Annotated in this window: 17 protein-coding genes; 13 read left to right on the top strand and 4 right to left on the bottom strand. The window is 40.9% G+C overall.

The features are described 5' to 3' along the window. The first annotated feature begins 45 nt into the window (after window positions 1-45). The 3 genes from V7O61_RS06630 (at window position 46) to V7O61_RS06620 (ending at window position 2,085) form a co-directional block, all read left to right on the top strand. Complete coding sequence (locus tag V7O61_RS06630; RefSeq protein ID WP_407282346.1) at window positions 46-882, top strand: formylglycine-generating enzyme family protein; 837 nt, start codon at window positions 46-48, stop codon at window positions 880-882. A gap of 61 nt (window positions 883-943) precedes the next feature. After that, window positions 944-1,714, top strand: a complete 771-nt coding sequence (locus V7O61_RS06625; RefSeq protein WP_407282347.1) for an AAA family ATPase — start codon at window positions 944-946, stop codon at window positions 1,712-1,714. Window positions 1,715-1,719: 5 nt separating this feature from the next. Further along, window positions 1,720-2,085 (top strand): cupin domain-containing protein, encoded by a 366-nt coding sequence (locus V7O61_RS06620; RefSeq protein WP_407282348.1) that lies wholly within the window; start codon window positions 1,720-1,722, stop codon window positions 2,083-2,085. Window positions 2,086-2,117: 32 nt separating this feature from the next. Here the strand turns inward: V7O61_RS06620 and V7O61_RS06615 are convergent, their stop codons facing one another. Beyond that, window positions 2,118-3,470 carry a tripartite tricarboxylate transporter permease gene (locus V7O61_RS06615; RefSeq protein WP_407282349.1) on the bottom strand — a complete coding sequence of 451 codons (1,353 nt, stop codon included), beginning with the start codon at window positions 3,468-3,470 and terminating at the stop codon, window positions 2,118-2,120. A 161-nt stretch (window positions 3,471-3,631) separates the two neighbouring features. On the opposite strand from V7O61_RS06615, the gene V7O61_RS06610 reads away from it, so the two are divergent. Next, on the top strand, window positions 3,632-4,564 hold the full coding sequence (locus tag V7O61_RS06610; RefSeq protein WP_023846377.1) for a TIGR00269 family protein: 933 nt from the start codon (window positions 3,632-3,634) through the stop codon (window positions 4,562-4,564). On the opposite strand, the gene V7O61_RS06605 is transcribed toward V7O61_RS06610, so the two are convergent. From V7O61_RS06605 to V7O61_RS06595, 3 genes are all read right to left on the bottom strand, one after another. Further along, entirely contained in the window at window positions 4,546-5,451 is a 906-nt protein-coding gene (locus V7O61_RS06605; RefSeq protein ID WP_407282350.1) for a hypothetical protein, read from the bottom strand. The genes V7O61_RS06610 and V7O61_RS06605 overlap by 19 nt on opposite strands. Before the next feature lie 497 nt (window positions 5,452-5,948). Next, window positions 5,949-7,964 carry a sodium-translocating pyrophosphatase gene (locus V7O61_RS06600; protein WP_023846375.1) on the bottom strand — a complete coding sequence of 672 codons (2,016 nt, stop codon included), beginning with the start codon at window positions 7,962-7,964 and terminating at the stop codon, window positions 5,949-5,951. A gap of 223 nt (window positions 7,965-8,187) precedes the next feature. Continuing rightward, window positions 8,188-8,643: a hypothetical protein gene (locus V7O61_RS06595; RefSeq protein ID WP_023846374.1), complete on the bottom strand. Its 456-nt coding sequence runs from the start codon at window positions 8,641-8,643 to the stop codon at window positions 8,188-8,190. A gap of 114 nt (window positions 8,644-8,757) precedes the next feature. Here V7O61_RS06595 and V7O61_RS06590 point away from each other — a divergent pair, with 114 nt between their 5' ends. From V7O61_RS06590 to V7O61_RS06550, 9 genes are all read left to right on the top strand, one after another. Next, window positions 8,758-10,458, top strand: a complete 1,701-nt coding sequence (locus V7O61_RS06590; protein ID WP_407282351.1) for a hypothetical protein — start codon at window positions 8,758-8,760, stop codon at window positions 10,456-10,458. Between the two features lie 303 nt (window positions 10,459-10,761). After that, window positions 10,762-10,923 (top strand): hypothetical protein, encoded by a 162-nt coding sequence (locus tag V7O61_RS06585; protein ID WP_407282352.1) that lies wholly within the window; start codon window positions 10,762-10,764, stop codon window positions 10,921-10,923. Window positions 10,924-11,108: 185 nt separating this feature from the next. After that, complete coding sequence (locus V7O61_RS06580; RefSeq protein ID WP_407282353.1) at window positions 11,109-12,836, top strand: hypothetical protein; 1,728 nt, start codon at window positions 11,109-11,111, stop codon at window positions 12,834-12,836. Window positions 12,837-13,813: 977 nt separating this feature from the next. Beyond that, window positions 13,814-14,290: a hypothetical protein gene (locus tag V7O61_RS06575; protein WP_407347466.1), complete on the top strand. Its 477-nt coding sequence runs from the start codon at window positions 13,814-13,816 to the stop codon at window positions 14,288-14,290. Further along, entirely contained in the window at window positions 14,287-14,721 is a 435-nt protein-coding gene (locus V7O61_RS06570) for a BlaI/MecI/CopY family transcriptional regulator (protein ID WP_407282355.1), read from the top strand. Before V7O61_RS06575 ends, V7O61_RS06570 begins: the two co-directional genes overlap by 4 nt. Beyond that, window positions 14,718-15,200, top strand: a complete 483-nt coding sequence (locus V7O61_RS06565; protein WP_407282356.1) for a winged helix-turn-helix domain-containing protein — start codon at window positions 14,718-14,720, stop codon at window positions 15,198-15,200. Before V7O61_RS06570 ends, V7O61_RS06565 begins: the two co-directional genes overlap by 4 nt. A gap of 445 nt (window positions 15,201-15,645) precedes the next feature. Further along, window positions 15,646-16,245 carry a hypothetical protein gene (locus tag V7O61_RS06560; RefSeq protein WP_407347464.1) on the top strand — a complete coding sequence of 200 codons (600 nt, stop codon included), beginning with the start codon at window positions 15,646-15,648 and terminating at the stop codon, window positions 16,243-16,245. After that, window positions 16,239-16,412 carry a hypothetical protein gene (locus V7O61_RS06555; protein ID WP_407282358.1) on the top strand — a complete coding sequence of 58 codons (174 nt, stop codon included), beginning with the start codon at window positions 16,239-16,241 and terminating at the stop codon, window positions 16,410-16,412. The genes V7O61_RS06560 and V7O61_RS06555 overlap by 7 nt, the downstream gene beginning before the upstream one ends. Continuing rightward, window positions 16,409-16,546 carry a hypothetical protein gene (locus V7O61_RS06550; protein ID WP_407282359.1) on the top strand — a complete coding sequence of 46 codons (138 nt, stop codon included), beginning with the start codon at window positions 16,409-16,411 and terminating at the stop codon, window positions 16,544-16,546. Before V7O61_RS06555 ends, V7O61_RS06550 begins: the two co-directional genes overlap by 4 nt. The last annotated feature ends 147 nt before the right edge of the window (window positions 16,547-16,693 follow it).

The raw sequence follows: 16,693 nt of genomic DNA, 5'->3' as shown, positions 1-16,693 counted from the left end.
CATTAGAATACCTATATATACGATTTTTAGAATCGTGTGTGATAGGTGTTCTGTTTGAAATTCCTGGCAAGAAAAAACGTTGTGAAACTCATATCTGTTTTTGTACTATCAATTTCTGTGATTTTATTATCAGGCTGCGTTACAAATGATAGTACAAGTAACGAATTGGAACAGGAAATCAGCAATTCCATAGGAATGGATCTCGTCCTGATTCCCTCTGGCAATTTTTACATGGGTTCTGACTCAACTCCACTAGTTGCTTTTGATGACCCGGCACATGAAGTCAGTATTGAAAATTCATTCTACATGGGAAAATACGAAGTCACACAAGCGCAATGGAAAGCTGTCATGGGAACCAGTCCTTCACTCTTTGAAGGAGATGAACTTCCTGTAGAGCAGGTTTCATGGTATGATGCACAGGAATTTATTAGCAAACTGAATGAAATGGAAAATACTGACAGGTATCGTCTTCCAACCGAAGCTGAATGGGAATATGCATGCAAGGCCGGAAATGACACGGATTTTTCGTTTACAAATGAAGCCACCGATCTGGATGAATACGGCTGGTCTGATTCTTACGGCTGGTGTGCTATAAATGCCAATGGAACAACCCATTCAGTGGGAGAGAAAAAAGCCAACTCATGGGGACTTTATGACATGCATGGCAATGTATGGGAATGGGTACAGGACACCTGGCATGACAATTATGATGGTGCTCCGACAGATGGAACAGCCTGGGAAGATGAGAATAGTATAAATCGTGTAGGAAAAGGCGGAAGCCTTATGGACGGACCTAATATCTGTAAAAGTTCTTTCCGCGGCAGCCTTGATGCTGACAGCACATCATATGTGCTTGGATTCAGGATAGTGAAGGAGATTTAGAACTCTCCTTTTTCCCTCTGTAACCGGAAAATATAATTCACATAAATTCTCAGTTCTGAGCATGGTAAAAATTGCAGTCACGGGAAAAGGCGGAGTTGGCAAGACAACACTATCCGGAACTCTGGCAAGAATGCTGGCAAGGGATGGTTATGATGTGCTTGCCATTGATGCGGATGCTGATATGAATCTGGCTTCATCCCTTGGAATAGAGAATGCTCCGAAACCTCTTACCGATTACAAGGACCTCATTGAAGAGAGAGCCGGAGAAAAAGGCGGCATGTTCAAGTTCAACCCGAAAGTTGATGATGTTGTTGATAAGTTTGGTGTTGTTGGACCTGATAATGTCAAAATGCTTGTAATGGGAACTGTGGAAAGAGGTGGAAGCGGTTGCATGTGTCCTGCCTCAGCGTTTTTGAAAGCATTCCTCAGACATATTGTTCTCAAGGACAGCAGCGCTGTAATACTTGACATGGAAGCAGGTATCGAACATCTTGGAAGAGGGACCACACGTGGAATTGACCTTATGATAGTTGTTGTGGAACCTGGTATGCGTTCCATTGAAACTGCCCAGAGGATTAAGGAACTTTCCGAAGGTATCGAGATTAAACATCTTGCTGCAGTCATCAACAAGGGAACTTCCGCTAACATTAAACCAAAGCTGGAAGAGCTTGGAATTCCTGTCCTTGGCCAGATACCATATGATCCCGATCTTGTAGAAGCTGACTTCAACGGCCTTTCGCCTATTGATGTTGGAGGTAAATGGGTCGATTCTGTAACTGATATCAAGAATAATATGCTTGAAATAATCTCAGGTTTTGAGAAAGAGGAATAGATTATATGCCGATAATGAGTTCCTGTGACAAGGTTGAGGCTTATATTACAAAAGATGGCTCTGTTATAAGAGAACTGATCCATCCTCTGGTTCATGGGAATTTTTCTCAGAGCCTTGCAGAAGCCAGAGTTAAACCTGGCAATTCCACTCTTTTACACAGCCATAATTTGACAGAAGAGATATATCATATCCTGGAAGGCACAGGAATACTTACACTTGGACACGAGACTATTGAAGTAAAATCCGGGGATTCAGTCTGTATCTCTCCGGGAACACTACATAATATCACAAACACAGGAGAAAATGAACTCAGATTCCTCTGTTGCTGCTCTCCTGCATATTCCCATGATGACACAGTATTATCAGAATAATAATTTCTTCTTTCAAATCTAGTGAATCCAGATTAGATGAAATAAAGTATCACAGGCAATATAATAACCCCCATTGAGTGTGATTTCCTTATACCCATAAATGACGGGAGCATTCCTATTGGAGTTGCTATCAGAAATACCATCAGACCAAAAAGACCTGTGAATGCAAGGCACATGAAAAACAAAAGTGCAAGTACGGCATAACAGATTATAGAATAATCAAAACCATAAAGCAGTCGATGGATATTATCTCCTAAAAAGACCGTGGAATAATAAGACAGTATAGCGGTCAGTGAGATGGCAAGGAGAAAAAGAATAACCAGAGGAGGATTAAGATCAATACCTCCAAGAAGTTCATTTATAGCTACCATGGCACCACTGCGGGATTTGCCTATTACCACCAGAGCCAGCAAGCCAAAAATTGCATTGCAGGTGTTTACACCTGAAATAGAAACTATGAATTCCTTTGCTGAATCTGTTACGCTGTCAGTTGAAAAGTTATCATCTGGTGAAGTATCCGTACTTCTGTCAAAATCCTCTTTTATGAAAAGACGTGCAAACACTGTGGCGATTGATGAAGACACACCAGGCAACCAGGCTACAAGTGAACCGGAAGTTCCGCCTACTACAATTGCCCTGATGATACGTTTTCTCTCAAGTTCCATTCTTGATTTAAACTGGTAAGGTATCAGGGGCTGGGACATCAGACTTATGATAAGTTGGGATGAACCGAAAAGACCGCTCAAAAGAGGAAGTAGTATTGAAGGTTCACCTATTGAAAGAAATGGATGCATGAGACTTTCTTTATCGAATGCAAAAACACCAAGAAATCCACAGAGCATGAATACAAGTAACGCGCTTAAGGGATATCTCATCCTTTGAAGCAGACCTTGTTTGCCAGGTTCTCCTTTTTCTGTAAATACCATGATTAAAACAACAAGAACCAGAATCCAGGCAATGTATTTCTGAATAAAAGGATAAACAGAACTGAATGCCATGGAAAGCGGATATGCAGTAATAAGGGCCAGAGCCACAGATCCTGCGCTTCCAAGAGCAGACAAACGTATTGCTTCTGCCCCCCTGCCTTCAAGCAATAATGTGTGCCCGGGCAATACTGCAAGTGCCAGGTCATCGCCCGGAGCACCCAGAAATATTGCAGGAATTATGTCGTGGAAGGTATGTGAAAGCGAATTTGCCAGAATCATTGCTGCTACACAGATTAGAGGCAGACCATGTTCGGAGAGAAACGGAGAAAACGTCAGCAAAACCAGTGCGAAATTATTGGTGTGTATCCCCGGAATAAGGCCTGATATAACTCCAAGAAAATAACCTGCAAATACTGATAATAGGAATGTGAATATGGATACCTCTGTTAGTGGCGACATTATTAGTTTCCTGAATGTTTTTGCCCAGAATTATTAGAGTAATACTTAATTTTTATGATTTGAATCTAAAATATATTTGCAATTATAAGAGCTTACCAATAATTGGGAGGAGTTAAATTGCCAGGACAATTTTATATAATAAGATTTCATGTGCATAAATAATGGATTCAAAAACGATCAAATGCAATAAATGCAACAATGATGCAATTATTTTCCAGAAATATTCCGGAATGCACCTTTGCCGGAAGCATTTCATAGAGGATGTTGAACGTAAGATAAAACTTACCATCAGAAAACATTACAGCATCAAGAGAAATGAAGTCATAGCCATTGGACTGAGCGGTGGCAAGGATAGTAGTACAACACTCTATATTCTTCATAAATTATTTGGAAAAAGACCTGATATTGAGCTTGTGGGAATTTCCATAGATGAAGGAATTGCAGGCTATCGTCCTGATACTATTGAATCTGCACGGGAACTTACATCTAAACTTGGTGTCAGACACATTGTCCGCTCATTCAGAGATGAATATGACACCACCATGGATAAGATTGCACCCCAGAAGAGAGAAAAAGGGGCATGCAGCTATTGTGGTGTACTTCGAAAATCACTAATTAATAAGATTGCACTTGAAGTCGGAGCCACAAAACTTGCAATTGGCCACAATCTGGACGATGAGGCACAGACTATTTTGTTAAATCACCTGAAAGGTGACGTTTCCCGTATGGTCAGACTTGCTCCTCCCAAGGAACTTGAAGGACTGGTTCTCAGGATGAAGCCACTGAGACATATACCTGAAAAAGAGATTGCTCTTTATGCTTATCTTCATGATCTTCCCCTTGGATTTGGCGGGTGTCCATATGCACATGAGGCCATGAGAAAAGAAATAAGAGCAATGCTGAATGAATTCGAAGTGAAACACCCCGGTACTAAGTATGCACTTTTAAGTGGTTTTGACAAGGTTTCAGGAATACTTGGAAGAGAATATCCTCAGGAAGGACTTCAAAAGTGCATTATATGCGGCCAGGCATGCACTGAGAATGTCTGCCAGGCATGTAAACTTCTAAAACGTGATCAGTCGTACAATAAGTAATCCTCAAAAGAATACAATTTCCTTTCTGTCCTGTCAAGATAGAAACGTGTAATCCATACAGTTATCAGTGGCTGGATTACTACCGTACTCAGCAGAAGATCAAACAGTGACCATAGTTGTGCAAGTATTTCTACATATGATGTGACTTGTCCTATAAATCCGAGAACAAATGAGATTCCCATAATAATCAACCATAGTCCAACAGATGCCATCTTATTGGACAGCACAAATGACACTCCTGTTTCGATTGCAGTTATAGGGTCAAGTTCATCGGCTACAAGCACGTAATTTACAGCGAAAAGCAGCAGGCTGATGATAATTATGTAAAATGCCCATATGATTATACCCAAAGCTAGCAATGAAACGCTTGCAACAGCCATATCAGGATTTGAAAGAAGAATACTGATATCATCTATGGAAAGAATACCTGGCACGAGGAATATTACGCCTGCAAATATCAGCAAGAGTATCAGTATATTAACAAAAAAAAGATTAATATAATTCCTCTTTCCGGTTGTTATCATGGTGCTTACACTGGTATGTCCTTTTTCCAGTGCCTCTTTGGCCATTCCAATAGCACCGGCCATTATGAAAGCATCAATTACCAGGTATATTAAAAACAGGACAATCGAGAAAATCACTATAAACAGCATGTGTTCATAGAATACGGAATACATAAGGTCAAGCATTTCATCCTGTGTCATGTTTGCCGGATCTACTGTATCTGACATTGCAGGAACAATGAATAGTATCGTGAATAATCCCACAGAAAACATAAAAAAGAGAATAGATGTCACTATTTTCAATATGAATGGCACACACAGGTTGAGATTGCCAGTCCATGTTCCAAATCCCTTTCGAACGAGTGTTCCAATGTCTTCTACCATCAATATTGCTCCGGAGATACTGACAGTACGTTTCTCTATTATATATTCTCATCCCATATTTTTTCCGGAAAAACAGAAGTGCCATATTGATCATAAAGTGTGTAAAAAAATTACTTCTGAGTAAAAGTGCAAGGACAAAACAAAAGATATAAATAGAATTATGCCTTTACTAAATTGTTCATGCGCGGGTGGCTCTTTTCATACACTAAACCCACTCCCACACTTAAACCCCACTCCCCAAATACATTAAACCCAACCACCCGTGCAAACACAATAATCTTTTTTATATGACTTTTCTGTATATACTTTCAATAACAAATTGAGATTCAGCTTTGCATTTTTGATAGCATTTGTCTGATTTTAGTATTAATTTAAGATACAGTTATAGAATACATGCTTAGCGTACTGAAATTATCAAATACGGTAAGAGCAGAAAACAGATATAATAAAAAGAAAAAGAGTTTCCGGCAAAAGCCGGAATTATTTGTTTATTTTACTTAGAACAGTCCTGCACCGATGAACAGAGATGCGAACAGGATTGCAACCATGTTCACTACTTTGATCAGAGCGTTAAGTGCAGGTCCGGATGTGTCCTTGAATGGGTCACCAACAGTGTCACCGACTACAGCTGCCTTGTGAGCTTCTGAGCCTTTTCCACCGTGCTCTCCGTCTTCAATAAGCTTCTTGGCATTGTCCCATGCTCCACCACCGTTGTCCATTGTGAGTGCAAGTAAAAGACCACAGACAATAATACCGATAAGAAGACCACCAAGAGCTGCAGGACCGAGTACAAGACCTACAATAAGTGGTGTGAAGATTGCAAGAGCACCAGGTATTGCCATTTCTTTAATTGCTGCTGCTGTTACGATGTCAACACACTTACCATATTCTGGCTTTGCAGTTCCTTCCATGATTCCTGGAATTTCACGGAACTGGCGGCGAACCTCGTTAACGATCTTGAATGCTGCCTTTCCTACAGCCTGCATTGTTACAGCGCTGAAGACGAATGGAAGCAGTCCACCAATAAAGAGACCTACAAGAACTACTGGCTTTGTAAGACTGAGATCTGCACCTGTAAGGCCTACCTTACCTGTGTAATCTGCGAAAAGTGCAAGTGCACCAAGAGCTGCTGAACCGATTGCGTATCCCTTTGTAACAGCCTTTGTGGTGTTACCTACTGCATCGAGTGCATCAGTGATCTTACGTACGCTGGATGGCATACCTGCCATTTCTGCGATACCACCGGCATTGTCAGTGATTGGACCGTATGAGTCAAGAGCTACTATCATACCGGTTGTTGAGAGCATTGCTGCTGCTGCGATTGCAATTCCGTAAAGACCGATTGCAGGGCTTGCTGCTCCACCTACTATGAAGAATGAAGCCAGAATACCCACAATGATGATGACTACAGGAAGTGCTGTACTCTCAAAACCAATTGCAAGACCGGAAATTACGTTTGTACCGGCACCTGTTTCGGATGCTGCTGCAATTGTCTTTACAGGACGGAATGAAGTTGAAGTGTAATATTCAGTGAAAACCACCATGAGAACCATGATGACTACACCCACAACAGCTGCATAATAGAAACTCATACTCATTTCAAGGTACTGAGTTACGAAGTAGAATGCAATCAAACAAAGAATAGCTGAAACTGCAACTCCCTTGTAAAGAGCTTTCATAATCTTTCCATCACTGCCTACCTTCACAAAGAAAACAGAAATGATGGAAGCAAAGATTGCCACTGAACCAAGAATCAATGGGTAAAGAATTGCGTTAGAGAATGTATCAAGGATGAGTGATCCAAGAAGCATTGATGCGAGAACTGTTACTACGTATGTTTCGAAAAGGTCAGCACCCATACCGGCACAGTCACCAACGTTGTCACCTACGTTGTCAGCAATTACACCAGCGTTACGTGGGTCATCTTCAGGAATTCCTGCTTCAACCTTACCTACAAGGTCTGCACCCACATCGGCTGCCTTGGTGAATATTCCACCGCCAACCCTTGCGAAGAGACTGATAAGACTTGCACCGAAACCGAAACCGACTACAAGATCCACATCACCGTAAAGTATGTAGAAACCACTTGTACCGAGAAGTGCAAGACCGACCACAGCAAGACCTGTTACAGCTCCACCACGGAATGCAACGGACATTGCCTTCTGAAGGCCCTTTGATGCTGCGCTTGCGGTTCTGACGTTTGCCCTTACAGACACGTTCATACCTACGTAACCTGCTGCTGCAGAACTTAGTGCACCAACAAGGAAACCGGCAGCTATCTTGCCACCTTCAGGAAGAAGAGCAAAGATAAGTGCTGCAAGAATGACAGCAACGATTGCTATTGTTTTATATTGACGATTCAAATATGCCATCGCACCCTCCTGGACGGCACCTGCTATTTCCTGCATTTTCTCTGAACCTGCATCCTCACTAAGGACACTTTTTGCAAAGAAACCAGCAAATAACAAACTAACGAGACCAGCAAGAGGGGCAAGATAAATTAATGCTTCCATATTAAAACTCCTCTCAAAGTTTAATTTTATTCTGATTTTAAATGTAAATTTAACTATAAATTTTATAATCGATACTATTATAATAGTTATAAAGCAACAGGTCACTTACAATATGACTTGCTACATAAATGTAACCACGAAGCGTATAATACTGATATATCCTATATAAAGGTAGGCCGAAATTGTGCACACATAATATGAATATGTCGCTGGGAATGGCTACTTACATTCCCCCGCCTATCTGCATCAGCTCAAAATCTATATCTTCAGGAACATCTACCCTGAAAACAAAAACATTATACCTTGATCTTCTGGCAGCCGAGATAGCTGTTTTTTCCTCATGACTAAGGTTTCCATCTGTACTGGCGATGCATAAGGATTTTTTAGAATCTTTCACCAGGAAATCAAAATGATGTCCGTAAGCATTCAGAAACTCCACAAGTTCACTCAATTCCTCCCAGTTTTCACACATATGTGTACTTTTTGTAGCGGAATTGCTGACATACCAGTCCCTGCTCATATAAGGATATGCAGCATATTGATCCCGAAGGTCATCATGTGCCTTGTGTATCTTTGAAATATCAGTATTAAGATCAATCCATTTCCAGCCCTGTTCAGAAAAATAGCGTGACGCTACAATTGACACAATCCTATCCTTATCCTTTTGGTCAAGCTTCATTTTAACACCTGTTGCCTATAATGAGGCTTATGGCATTTATTCTTTGACTATCCTCGTTCTAATGAACATATAAATATAATAAAGAATAGTATAATAAATGCACGGGTGTAAAAAATGGCAGGTATCGCAACCAGAAACAAGTTCAGTCAAGCAACAACAGAAAATGAAGAAGAAAAATATGATATATTCGACTATATTCTGAAAACAGATATGGAATTTGTGCCTAAACCCGATGTAGATTTAACACATGAAAAAATAGAAAATAATCAAGTTATTCAACATTGGCTTCAGAAATATGCTGAAAAGACACAAACAAACTACACCTTCCATATTGAGCAGTATTTATTATATCATAACCTGACACCTGAACAAGCCATCTGTGAAGCCATCAATGATGACGACAAAAACATAATGAAAAGAGAGTATATTCAGCGTATTAACAAATTTTACAACTTGCTTGTTAATATGGAATATGAAAAACCTATGGCTGACGGAACTGTTCAACGTCAAAAATACTCAAACAATGCCATAATTGTAAAACTTGCGGCAGTAAAGTCATTTTATATTAAATTCGGTGTCGATATTCCCCATAAAGCCCTAGACCTACATATTGCCAATTCATCAATCCCAATAAATGAAGACGTTCCAGAAAAAGAAGAAATTGAATATGCTCTGTCACAAACAAAAAGTAAACTGATGGAATGTATAATATATGGACAAACTTCGTCAGGTCTTGCAGGTGTTGACTTACTCAATGTGTCCTTGGGTCAATATTTGAATGGAAAAATTACTGTAAAGAAAGCTATTACAGATGAAAATGGTGGAGAAAAGTTAGTTGATGTTGAACTATGTAGACTGGTGATTCAACGTCAAAAGAATAAATGGCGTGGAGTACATAAATTCATTACATTCTTTAGTCCTGAATGTTGTGAAAAGATAGATTCCTATCTTGAATCAAGGAATAAGCCACCAAGACCAAGTCACAGGAATAAGACGACAATAAAAAGAGCTTATCAAAAAAGGCGATATGATATAGACCTTGAAAATGGAAAAGACCCATATGAGATTCCCCTATTTATACCCAACAAAGTAAGTGACAGGTTCCTTGAGGACCGGGATGAATCCATAAGGAAACTATCTACAGACACAATGCAGAATATGTATAGAGAGCTTGCCGATGCATGTGGAAAGTCGAATGCACAATATGAATTTGGTCTCATTAGAAGTCATAATATGCGTGAGTTTTGCAGTCAGCGACTTGAAAACATGACCAATCGCCCAACTTTTGTGCGTCATATTATGGGTCATAAAAGTGGAAATGTTGAGAAAGCTTACTATAAGAAGCATGAAAAACCATTGACAGATTTCTACATTGAAGAGTGTCTTCCTTTGCTTCAATTCACCGAAACAACAGCAATAAAGCTCATGACCGATGGCGTAATCAGGCTTGAAAAGGCTGAACAAGAAAACGAAGCCCTCAAAGCCAAGGTCGAAGCACAGGACAAGCAACAAGCCGAAATGTCAGAAAGGCTCTCAAAGCTCGAAATTCTTGCTGAAATGCGTCAAAGGTCCGTGGATTCCGTGACTGAAATATGGGATAATCACATTGCAGGGACAAAACGAGACAGTGAAGCAGAGCCAATATCAGGCGAAAACCTGCCTCAATTGCCTGCAAAGTTCGAAATTAAGCCAGACACCAAGGAAAGCATAGAGCAGGAAATCAAGGACTTAGAATGGTACAATGAGCAATACCCAAGCCCCGAAGCTGAAGCTAAGCTCAAGGAATTGCGTGACAAGCTTGCAGGGATGAAATAACCCTGCAACCTTTCACCCTTTCCCTTTTTATTCCGCAACTCTAAGAATCCTTGTATTCCTTGAAGAAATACCCTAACTTTCTTTAAGGTTTTCTTTCCTCTCTCCTGAAATCTGTAATCACGTGAAATACCTATCCTAAAATCCATATACCTCATGGAAAATCCTTGTTCTCGATACCCCAAAGTATATATATTAGCGAAGCAAAATTTTATCCGAATGTGGTCAACACATGCTGTTTTTTGTCCCTATCTGCCTGATTAATTTTATATAGTCTCCTACCTTTAGATAGTGTGAGGAAATTATATGACTAGAACTCGACGAAGTTTCACAATTGAAGATGACCTTCTTCCATTGATAGATGTTGAAAGAGGCTGCTTGAGCCGTTCCGAACTGGTTAATCGTGCCTTGGTGCAGTACTTAGGCACAGATGTAGAACAGGGAATGGAAGCACAGCCAGCACAGTAACAATAACAGAAGAGGCCACCGGCAAGAAGTGAACAAGAACCGATGGCCGAGATGGACCCTAAAACAAAGAAAAGTAAGCATAGGATGATTAAAAACATTTTGTAAAAATTTTAAAAAAATAGTGCGCCGCCATTGTGGGCAAAGACAATGGCAATCGAGCGCCTTAATGAAGTAGTTGTATATACATGAATATAAATGCAGAAATATTTAAACATTTCGGGCTACCGCAGGTCATTCCTGAGTTTCCGTCCCGGTGCATTTCACATGATGAGAATCCACTTTTCACAAACATAATCGATTGCAGACAACCGGGAAGCGGGAAAACGCAAAACGCAGTTGAATATGTCGCTGTACATCCTGAGATGAAGTTCTTGATAATTGGCAATACACATTTGCTGCTTGAGGAAATCAATAGCAGGATAGCGGAAATCAATCCCGCTGCAAAAGGTCGAGTCATTCGAGGATTTTCGAAAGCATGCCCCAAATATGAAACTCATGATGATATCAAAGACGCACACGAGGCAGGAGTGCCCCCAAAGGCCATTTGTATCAGGATGGAATGTCAAAATTCGCCCGGAAGGCCATGTGGATACAGAACGCAATACGAGGGTCTCTTCGATGAATTGGGACAACCTCAAATAAATGTATTGATTCCAATCAACCTGATTGAAGCATTTGATTTTTCTGTTTTTGATTGTATCATAATCGAGGAATCCACAGCTACAAACGGAAAATATGAGAGAGATTATGATTTTGCATTCATCAAAAAAGAGATGGGAAAGTTGCAATATTCTCGGGGTTATGGCAAAAGTGGTTTCCTGAAGTATGAGGACCAATTGGACTTCATTAGAGCCATCAACAAACGGGATGCAAAGGCAATCAAGAAAATGGCCCCGATGCTTCAGGAAGCCATTGACAAGCACAACACCTATACAGCAGTCATGCACCAGAAGCGGAAAATGCAGTCTACGTTCATAGATGATATCGTGAAGGTCCGTCTCAATTCATTGATTATGTGCCTCGAATTCCGCAACGGAAGGATGAAAAAAAGATTGACAAAAATAGAGCAGATAAACCGGGAAATATTGGCGGACAATACCTATCAAGAGGCTCAGATGAAGGAAATATTGGCGGACTTAAATAAACTCAAGAATGATGCACTCAAGAACTATCAACACTCGATTGACATGGAAAAAGCAACGGATACAGACCACTTCCAAGCAACTTGGCAAGAAATCATCTTCTATCAACAGCTTCGGGCCAAATGTGACATCCGGTACAACAATACCACCTTTAGTAAGCGGATTTTCCTACGACAAGTTGAGAACTTTCAGCAGCTATTCCCGGAATACCGACAAGAATCAATCATCGTGGAGAGTGACAACGTGAATCAAGACACACGAATCAAGGTCAAGAACAATAACGGCTTCTACAAAAGCTACATCGAGAGCTACTATAAGCTACATGGCAAAGAATTGAGAAATACAATCAATTATTGGAAGCGTAAAAACAAGAAAATCCTCGCTATCACATTCAAACAACTCGTCAAGAACGGGAAGTTCTGCGGTGTTGATGCATTCTGGTTTGGTGGATTCGGTGGAACTAATGACTTCAGGGATTATGATATACTAATCGTGTTTGGGTCACCGATTCCCCCGGAAAGTTGGTATCAGGAAACATTAGAATCAACATTCCCGGATGAAGAAATGCCGGAAACCATTGAATATGAGGACACCCCGGATTGGAAGCGACCCACCAATGAAATGTTGAGGTTCTTGTTTGATGAGGTCTGGATGATGCAAATTTATAATGACATTCACAGGGTCAGACCGCTTGAACACAATGTCAAAATTATTTGGTTTGGCAAAAATATTCCACCTAAGTTAACCCGTGAATTCACCGTGGAAAATTGAAGTTTTGGTCCAAAATTAGCAAAAAATCATTCCACTAGAAAATTATTTCGAAAAAAACAGCTATGCAGAGTCATCGAAAAAAAGTTACAAAGAAAAAAAACTCGGGTTTTGAAGGCATTTTCAAGCCTACTGCTAACGAGAAGTATTTTAGGGTGGCAAAAATTCTGACTTGAATAATCGATATGCATCGACTGCTTTTAGACCCCAAAATTAACTGTGTAAAGAAAAAAATAACGCTATCAGGAGAGTGCAAAGTTCTGTATATATAATATATTATTTTGACCCCCCCAAACCCCCAATTTGCCACGATTAATATATTTATGGAACCTATGGAACTAAACTCATCAAGTTCAAAGTCAGATTTTCGAGCAAGACCCTTTCAGACCTAAATGTTTAAATCAAACTAACAAACAATTCATTATCATGTCTACAATGCCACAAATCCGCACACCGCTATCCCAAAGCCAAGAAAAGCCCGACACTCATAAGACACAAAACCCAATGCGGGAAAGCGTATTTTCCGATTTTGAGAATGATTTCTGCACCCTCAGATAAGACCGGTCACAGGATTTTGGCTCAAAATTCGGTCTATTTTGCTATTTTCGAGCGACCACTTTTAAGCCCTCAAAGATGTTGAGTGCTACTATGACACTAAAACAGCCCTGAAATCACCGTCATGGATGAATTTGGAAGGGTCTGTTCGAAGATACCGGTGTGCTGATATCTGCCAAAATCACCAATACAGCCTGAAATAATTATACTATTTTGTGAATAATTATACTAATAGTATAATGTTATATTATCAGTTTTCCCGGTCCTCAGATTTCGTGATACCTTCGCAGAGTGCTGCTTTTTTACTCAGCATCCCTTGCGTCCCAGGATTCTTTCAACGTCATTTTTGCGTGCGAATTGGTAACAAACGTGATAACATACTCGATTGACGCCGCACAGTGCCGCAGCACAACGAAAATGTTTATATGTGCACTTTCCAACGTGCACTTATGGCAAAGAAACACATCGATATCATTCGGACGCTCAACGAACATGACAGCCTTACAGCACGTGAAATTTTCGTGGAAACACATCACCATTCGTACAACGGCTTGCGAAATTCACTCACGAAGCTTAACAAGGAAGGTCTGATTGAGGTTGATAAGGGCCAAAAGAGCCATGCCTACAGCATTACTGGTGCAGGCCGTGATTACTTGAGATTGCGAGTATCGCCACTGTTGCCGTTTTACCTCAAGACACTACCTTACTTGATGGACAAACCACAAACAGAAGCCGCATTGTTTGACACATTGGAAGGGTATTATTCCAAGACATATTACACCGAATGCATGGCTACAATGCGGGAAAAGGGCTATGTTGCATGCGATAATGGCATACTATCAGTGGCAGAGAAGGCCATACGTGAGCTTGGACTTTGTGTGATGAGAGGTCAGAAGCCATGAAAGCCAGTATAAGCAAGGGTTCTGTGGGTGAATTGGTGCTTAAGGTACTCATAGAATCCGGGGAAATGTCCGCCGTTGAAATTACGGAATTATCCGAATGCGGCAACGGCAAGACCATAAGAACCGCAATTAGCAGACTTGTTCAAAAGGGATTGGTTGCAAAAAACAGCAATCAGAAGCCGCAAACGTATTTCATCACAGAGGAAGGGGAGCAAGAGTATGTTGCATTGAATCCGGGGGCTGATGTTGAATTGAACGATTGGAGCACATCAAAGGACCATGAAAAGCAGGAGCAGGAAAATGAAAAAGAACAACCAGAAATCACGAAACCAAAGACGGCAAAAGCTGAGAAGCCAAGTGCTGAAGTGCGAATCAAGCAAGACGGTGGAAAGCTGAAATTCACTATTACAATCGAAATAGAGGGCTTATGATGACTAAACTGAAAATCTTGAAGCTGCTCAGTGATACGAGCATGAAACCCAAGGAAATAGCGAAGGAAATAGGAATGAAGGACGGGTATGCTCACATTCACGACTTACGGGACATGGGCTTGATTGAACGGATGGTCGAGCATTGCACCCGATATAGCATCACTGATGCTGGAATTGAGTATCTTAAGGCCGGTGACTATTCCGAAATCCAGCCACCGACCTTGTACGTGGACTCTCTGACCTCGTACATGGCTGAGCATGATGTCCCAATGACAGCACGAGAGCTACATGCGGCACTTCAAGACCCAAGGAACATGTACGATTTCCGCTCTTGGCTATCACATCTTATTATACGAAAATACCTAATTGCTGACAAAACCCTGAGACCTTGCACCTATAGCATCACAAAACGTGGTCGGGAGCACGCCAAGAACCCTGCTGCATATCGAAGTCAAAGGAATCATATGCAATTCAAGTGATATCCGTGTACCGGAGAGTCATTGAAGGATGTAAAAAGCTTAAAATCCAGATACCAAGCTGAAAATGAGCTTAATTTAGAAACAAATAAGTAATACTTACGCATTCAATACTATGTCCTCAATACCACCGCTGTTGATGTCCAACATGGGTGAAACAAACATATCTAGGAAATCAGGGATGAAAACATATCGGGATTGTGACCTAAAAGGGAGAATTCTTAGGCAAGTACAACTTTGCGGGTCACAATCACCCACCGCTCGTGAACTCTTTATTGCCGTGCAGCATCACGATTTTGACTCTTTTCTATCATCCTTACATAGGCTCAAAAAGTATGGATATCTCAGCACCGTGCCGGATTCTCGTCCATATCGCTATCAATTGACCCGGAAGGGCATTGAACACGCACGAGAGCCGTATATTTACAAGATTCGTAAGCAACAGCACTTGCAAGAGCGTATCAGGTCCATTCTTGAGGATGACGAAAGATTCTCTGAGGAAGTCGAAAAAGAAGTACGTACAAGGCTTTCAGAGATTCAAACAGGCACAAGAGAAGCTCCAATTGTTGAAACCGTGACTAAGGAAGCTGATGACTCAGCACTCCGAGAAGAACTTGAGAGCAAGGATAGAACAATTCATGAATTACAGGCCCAAATCCAACATCTGAAGATTCATGCTGCGAATGTCCCAATGAAAGCAGCTACACCCAAGGAAAAGACCCCGGAGCAACAACAAGCTGAGAATGAAAGAATCGATAGACGTAAGAGGCTCGTGAAGTTCTACAGTGGGAAATACTTGGACAGTCAGTTCTTTGAACATTGGAAAGAAATTTATCCTTATAAAATAAAATTCAAAGTTTGGCACTCGGAAAATTCTGTGGAACTGATGAGTTCATCAAACAAAGAGCATAGCCGAGGGCATACATTGGGAAAGTTGCCACCGATGGCGATAATGGATGCTAAGTTCCATATAATTCGAGTAGATGACAAGGGTATCACAATCAGAGGGCGTGGTTTGCCTGACGGTCAAGCAAATCTCAGATGGTGAAGGCTATTAGTGATGAATGCATATTTGCATCTATGACAAAACCTGATGACCAACCCTTCTACAGCCCACAGAATCCCGGACGTGGCATGACTGAAGCGGAAAGAGAAAACGCAAAGAAGATACTTGATGAGCACCGTGAAGAGCTTTTGGCCTTGGGTGACGAATGACTGAAAAAGCCGACAACCCAAAGTATGGACCCGGAAACCTTGGACCCGGAGCAACAGAGGCCGAGCTTGAAGCAATGGTCAAGATTATAGAAAGGGTGGCCCCTTGGGTGTTCGAAATCTCACTCGAAGATTAGTTCGTCCGATACTGAATTAGCACAAAAAGTATCAAAATTCGATATGCTCTTACTTGGTCATTTGTCATATTGTCCCTCTTGTTCTTGATATTTCACTAATCTTAAAATATTTACATTATATATAAATCTATGTATCGGATAAATCCG

Origin of the sequence: Methanolobus sp. WCC1 (assembly GCF_045690315.1) — an archaeon.
Classification (GTDB): domain Archaea; phylum Halobacteriota; class Methanosarcinia; order Methanosarcinales; family Methanosarcinaceae; genus Methanolobus; species Methanolobus tindarius.
The sequence above is the reverse complement of the archived record's forward strand: the minus strand, read 5'-3'. Positions and strand labels throughout refer to the sequence as shown.

What these genes read in the sequence shown, in the direction of transcription:
- V7O61_RS06580 (WP_407282353.1), top strand. Translation starts at nt 11,109, where the DNA reads ATGAATATAAATGCAGAAATATTTAAACATTTCGGGCTACCGCAGGTC.
- V7O61_RS06550 (WP_407282359.1), top strand. Translation starts at nt 16,409, where the DNA reads ATGACTGAAAAAGCCGACAACCCAAAGTATGGACCCGGAAACCTTGGA.
- V7O61_RS06575 (WP_407347466.1), top strand. Translation starts at nt 13,814, where the DNA reads ATGTGCACTTTCCAACGTGCACTTATGGCAAAGAAACACATCGATATC.
- V7O61_RS06590 (WP_407282351.1), top strand. Translation starts at nt 8,758, where the DNA reads ATGGCAGGTATCGCAACCAGAAACAAGTTCAGTCAAGCAACAACAGAA.
- V7O61_RS06570 (WP_407282355.1), top strand. Translation starts at nt 14,287, where the DNA reads ATGAAAGCCAGTATAAGCAAGGGTTCTGTGGGTGAATTGGTGCTTAAG.
- V7O61_RS06565 (WP_407282356.1), top strand. Translation starts at nt 14,718, where the DNA reads ATGATGACTAAACTGAAAATCTTGAAGCTGCTCAGTGATACGAGCATG.
- V7O61_RS06610 (WP_023846377.1), top strand. Translation starts at nt 3,632, where the DNA reads ATGGATTCAAAAACGATCAAATGCAATAAATGCAACAATGATGCAATT.
- V7O61_RS06605 (WP_407282350.1), bottom strand. Translation starts at nt 5,451, where the DNA reads ATGGTAGAAGACATTGGAACACTCGTTCGAAAGGGATTTGGAACATGG.
- V7O61_RS06615 (WP_407282349.1), bottom strand. Translation starts at nt 3,470, where the DNA reads ATGTCGCCACTAACAGAGGTATCCATATTCACATTCCTATTATCAGTA.
- V7O61_RS06620 (WP_407282348.1), top strand. Translation starts at nt 1,720, where the DNA reads ATGCCGATAATGAGTTCCTGTGACAAGGTTGAGGCTTATATTACAAAA.
- V7O61_RS06625 (WP_407282347.1), top strand. Translation starts at nt 944, where the DNA reads ATGGTAAAAATTGCAGTCACGGGAAAAGGCGGAGTTGGCAAGACAACA.
- V7O61_RS06600 (WP_023846375.1), bottom strand. Translation starts at nt 7,964, where the DNA reads ATGGAAGCATTAATTTATCTTGCCCCTCTTGCTGGTCTCGTTAGTTTG.
- V7O61_RS06555 (WP_407282358.1), top strand. Translation starts at nt 16,239, where the DNA reads ATGGTGAAGGCTATTAGTGATGAATGCATATTTGCATCTATGACAAAA.
- V7O61_RS06595 (WP_023846374.1), bottom strand. Translation starts at nt 8,643, where the DNA reads ATGAAGCTTGACCAAAAGGATAAGGATAGGATTGTGTCAATTGTAGCG.
- V7O61_RS06585 (WP_407282352.1), top strand. Translation starts at nt 10,762, where the DNA reads ATGACTAGAACTCGACGAAGTTTCACAATTGAAGATGACCTTCTTCCA.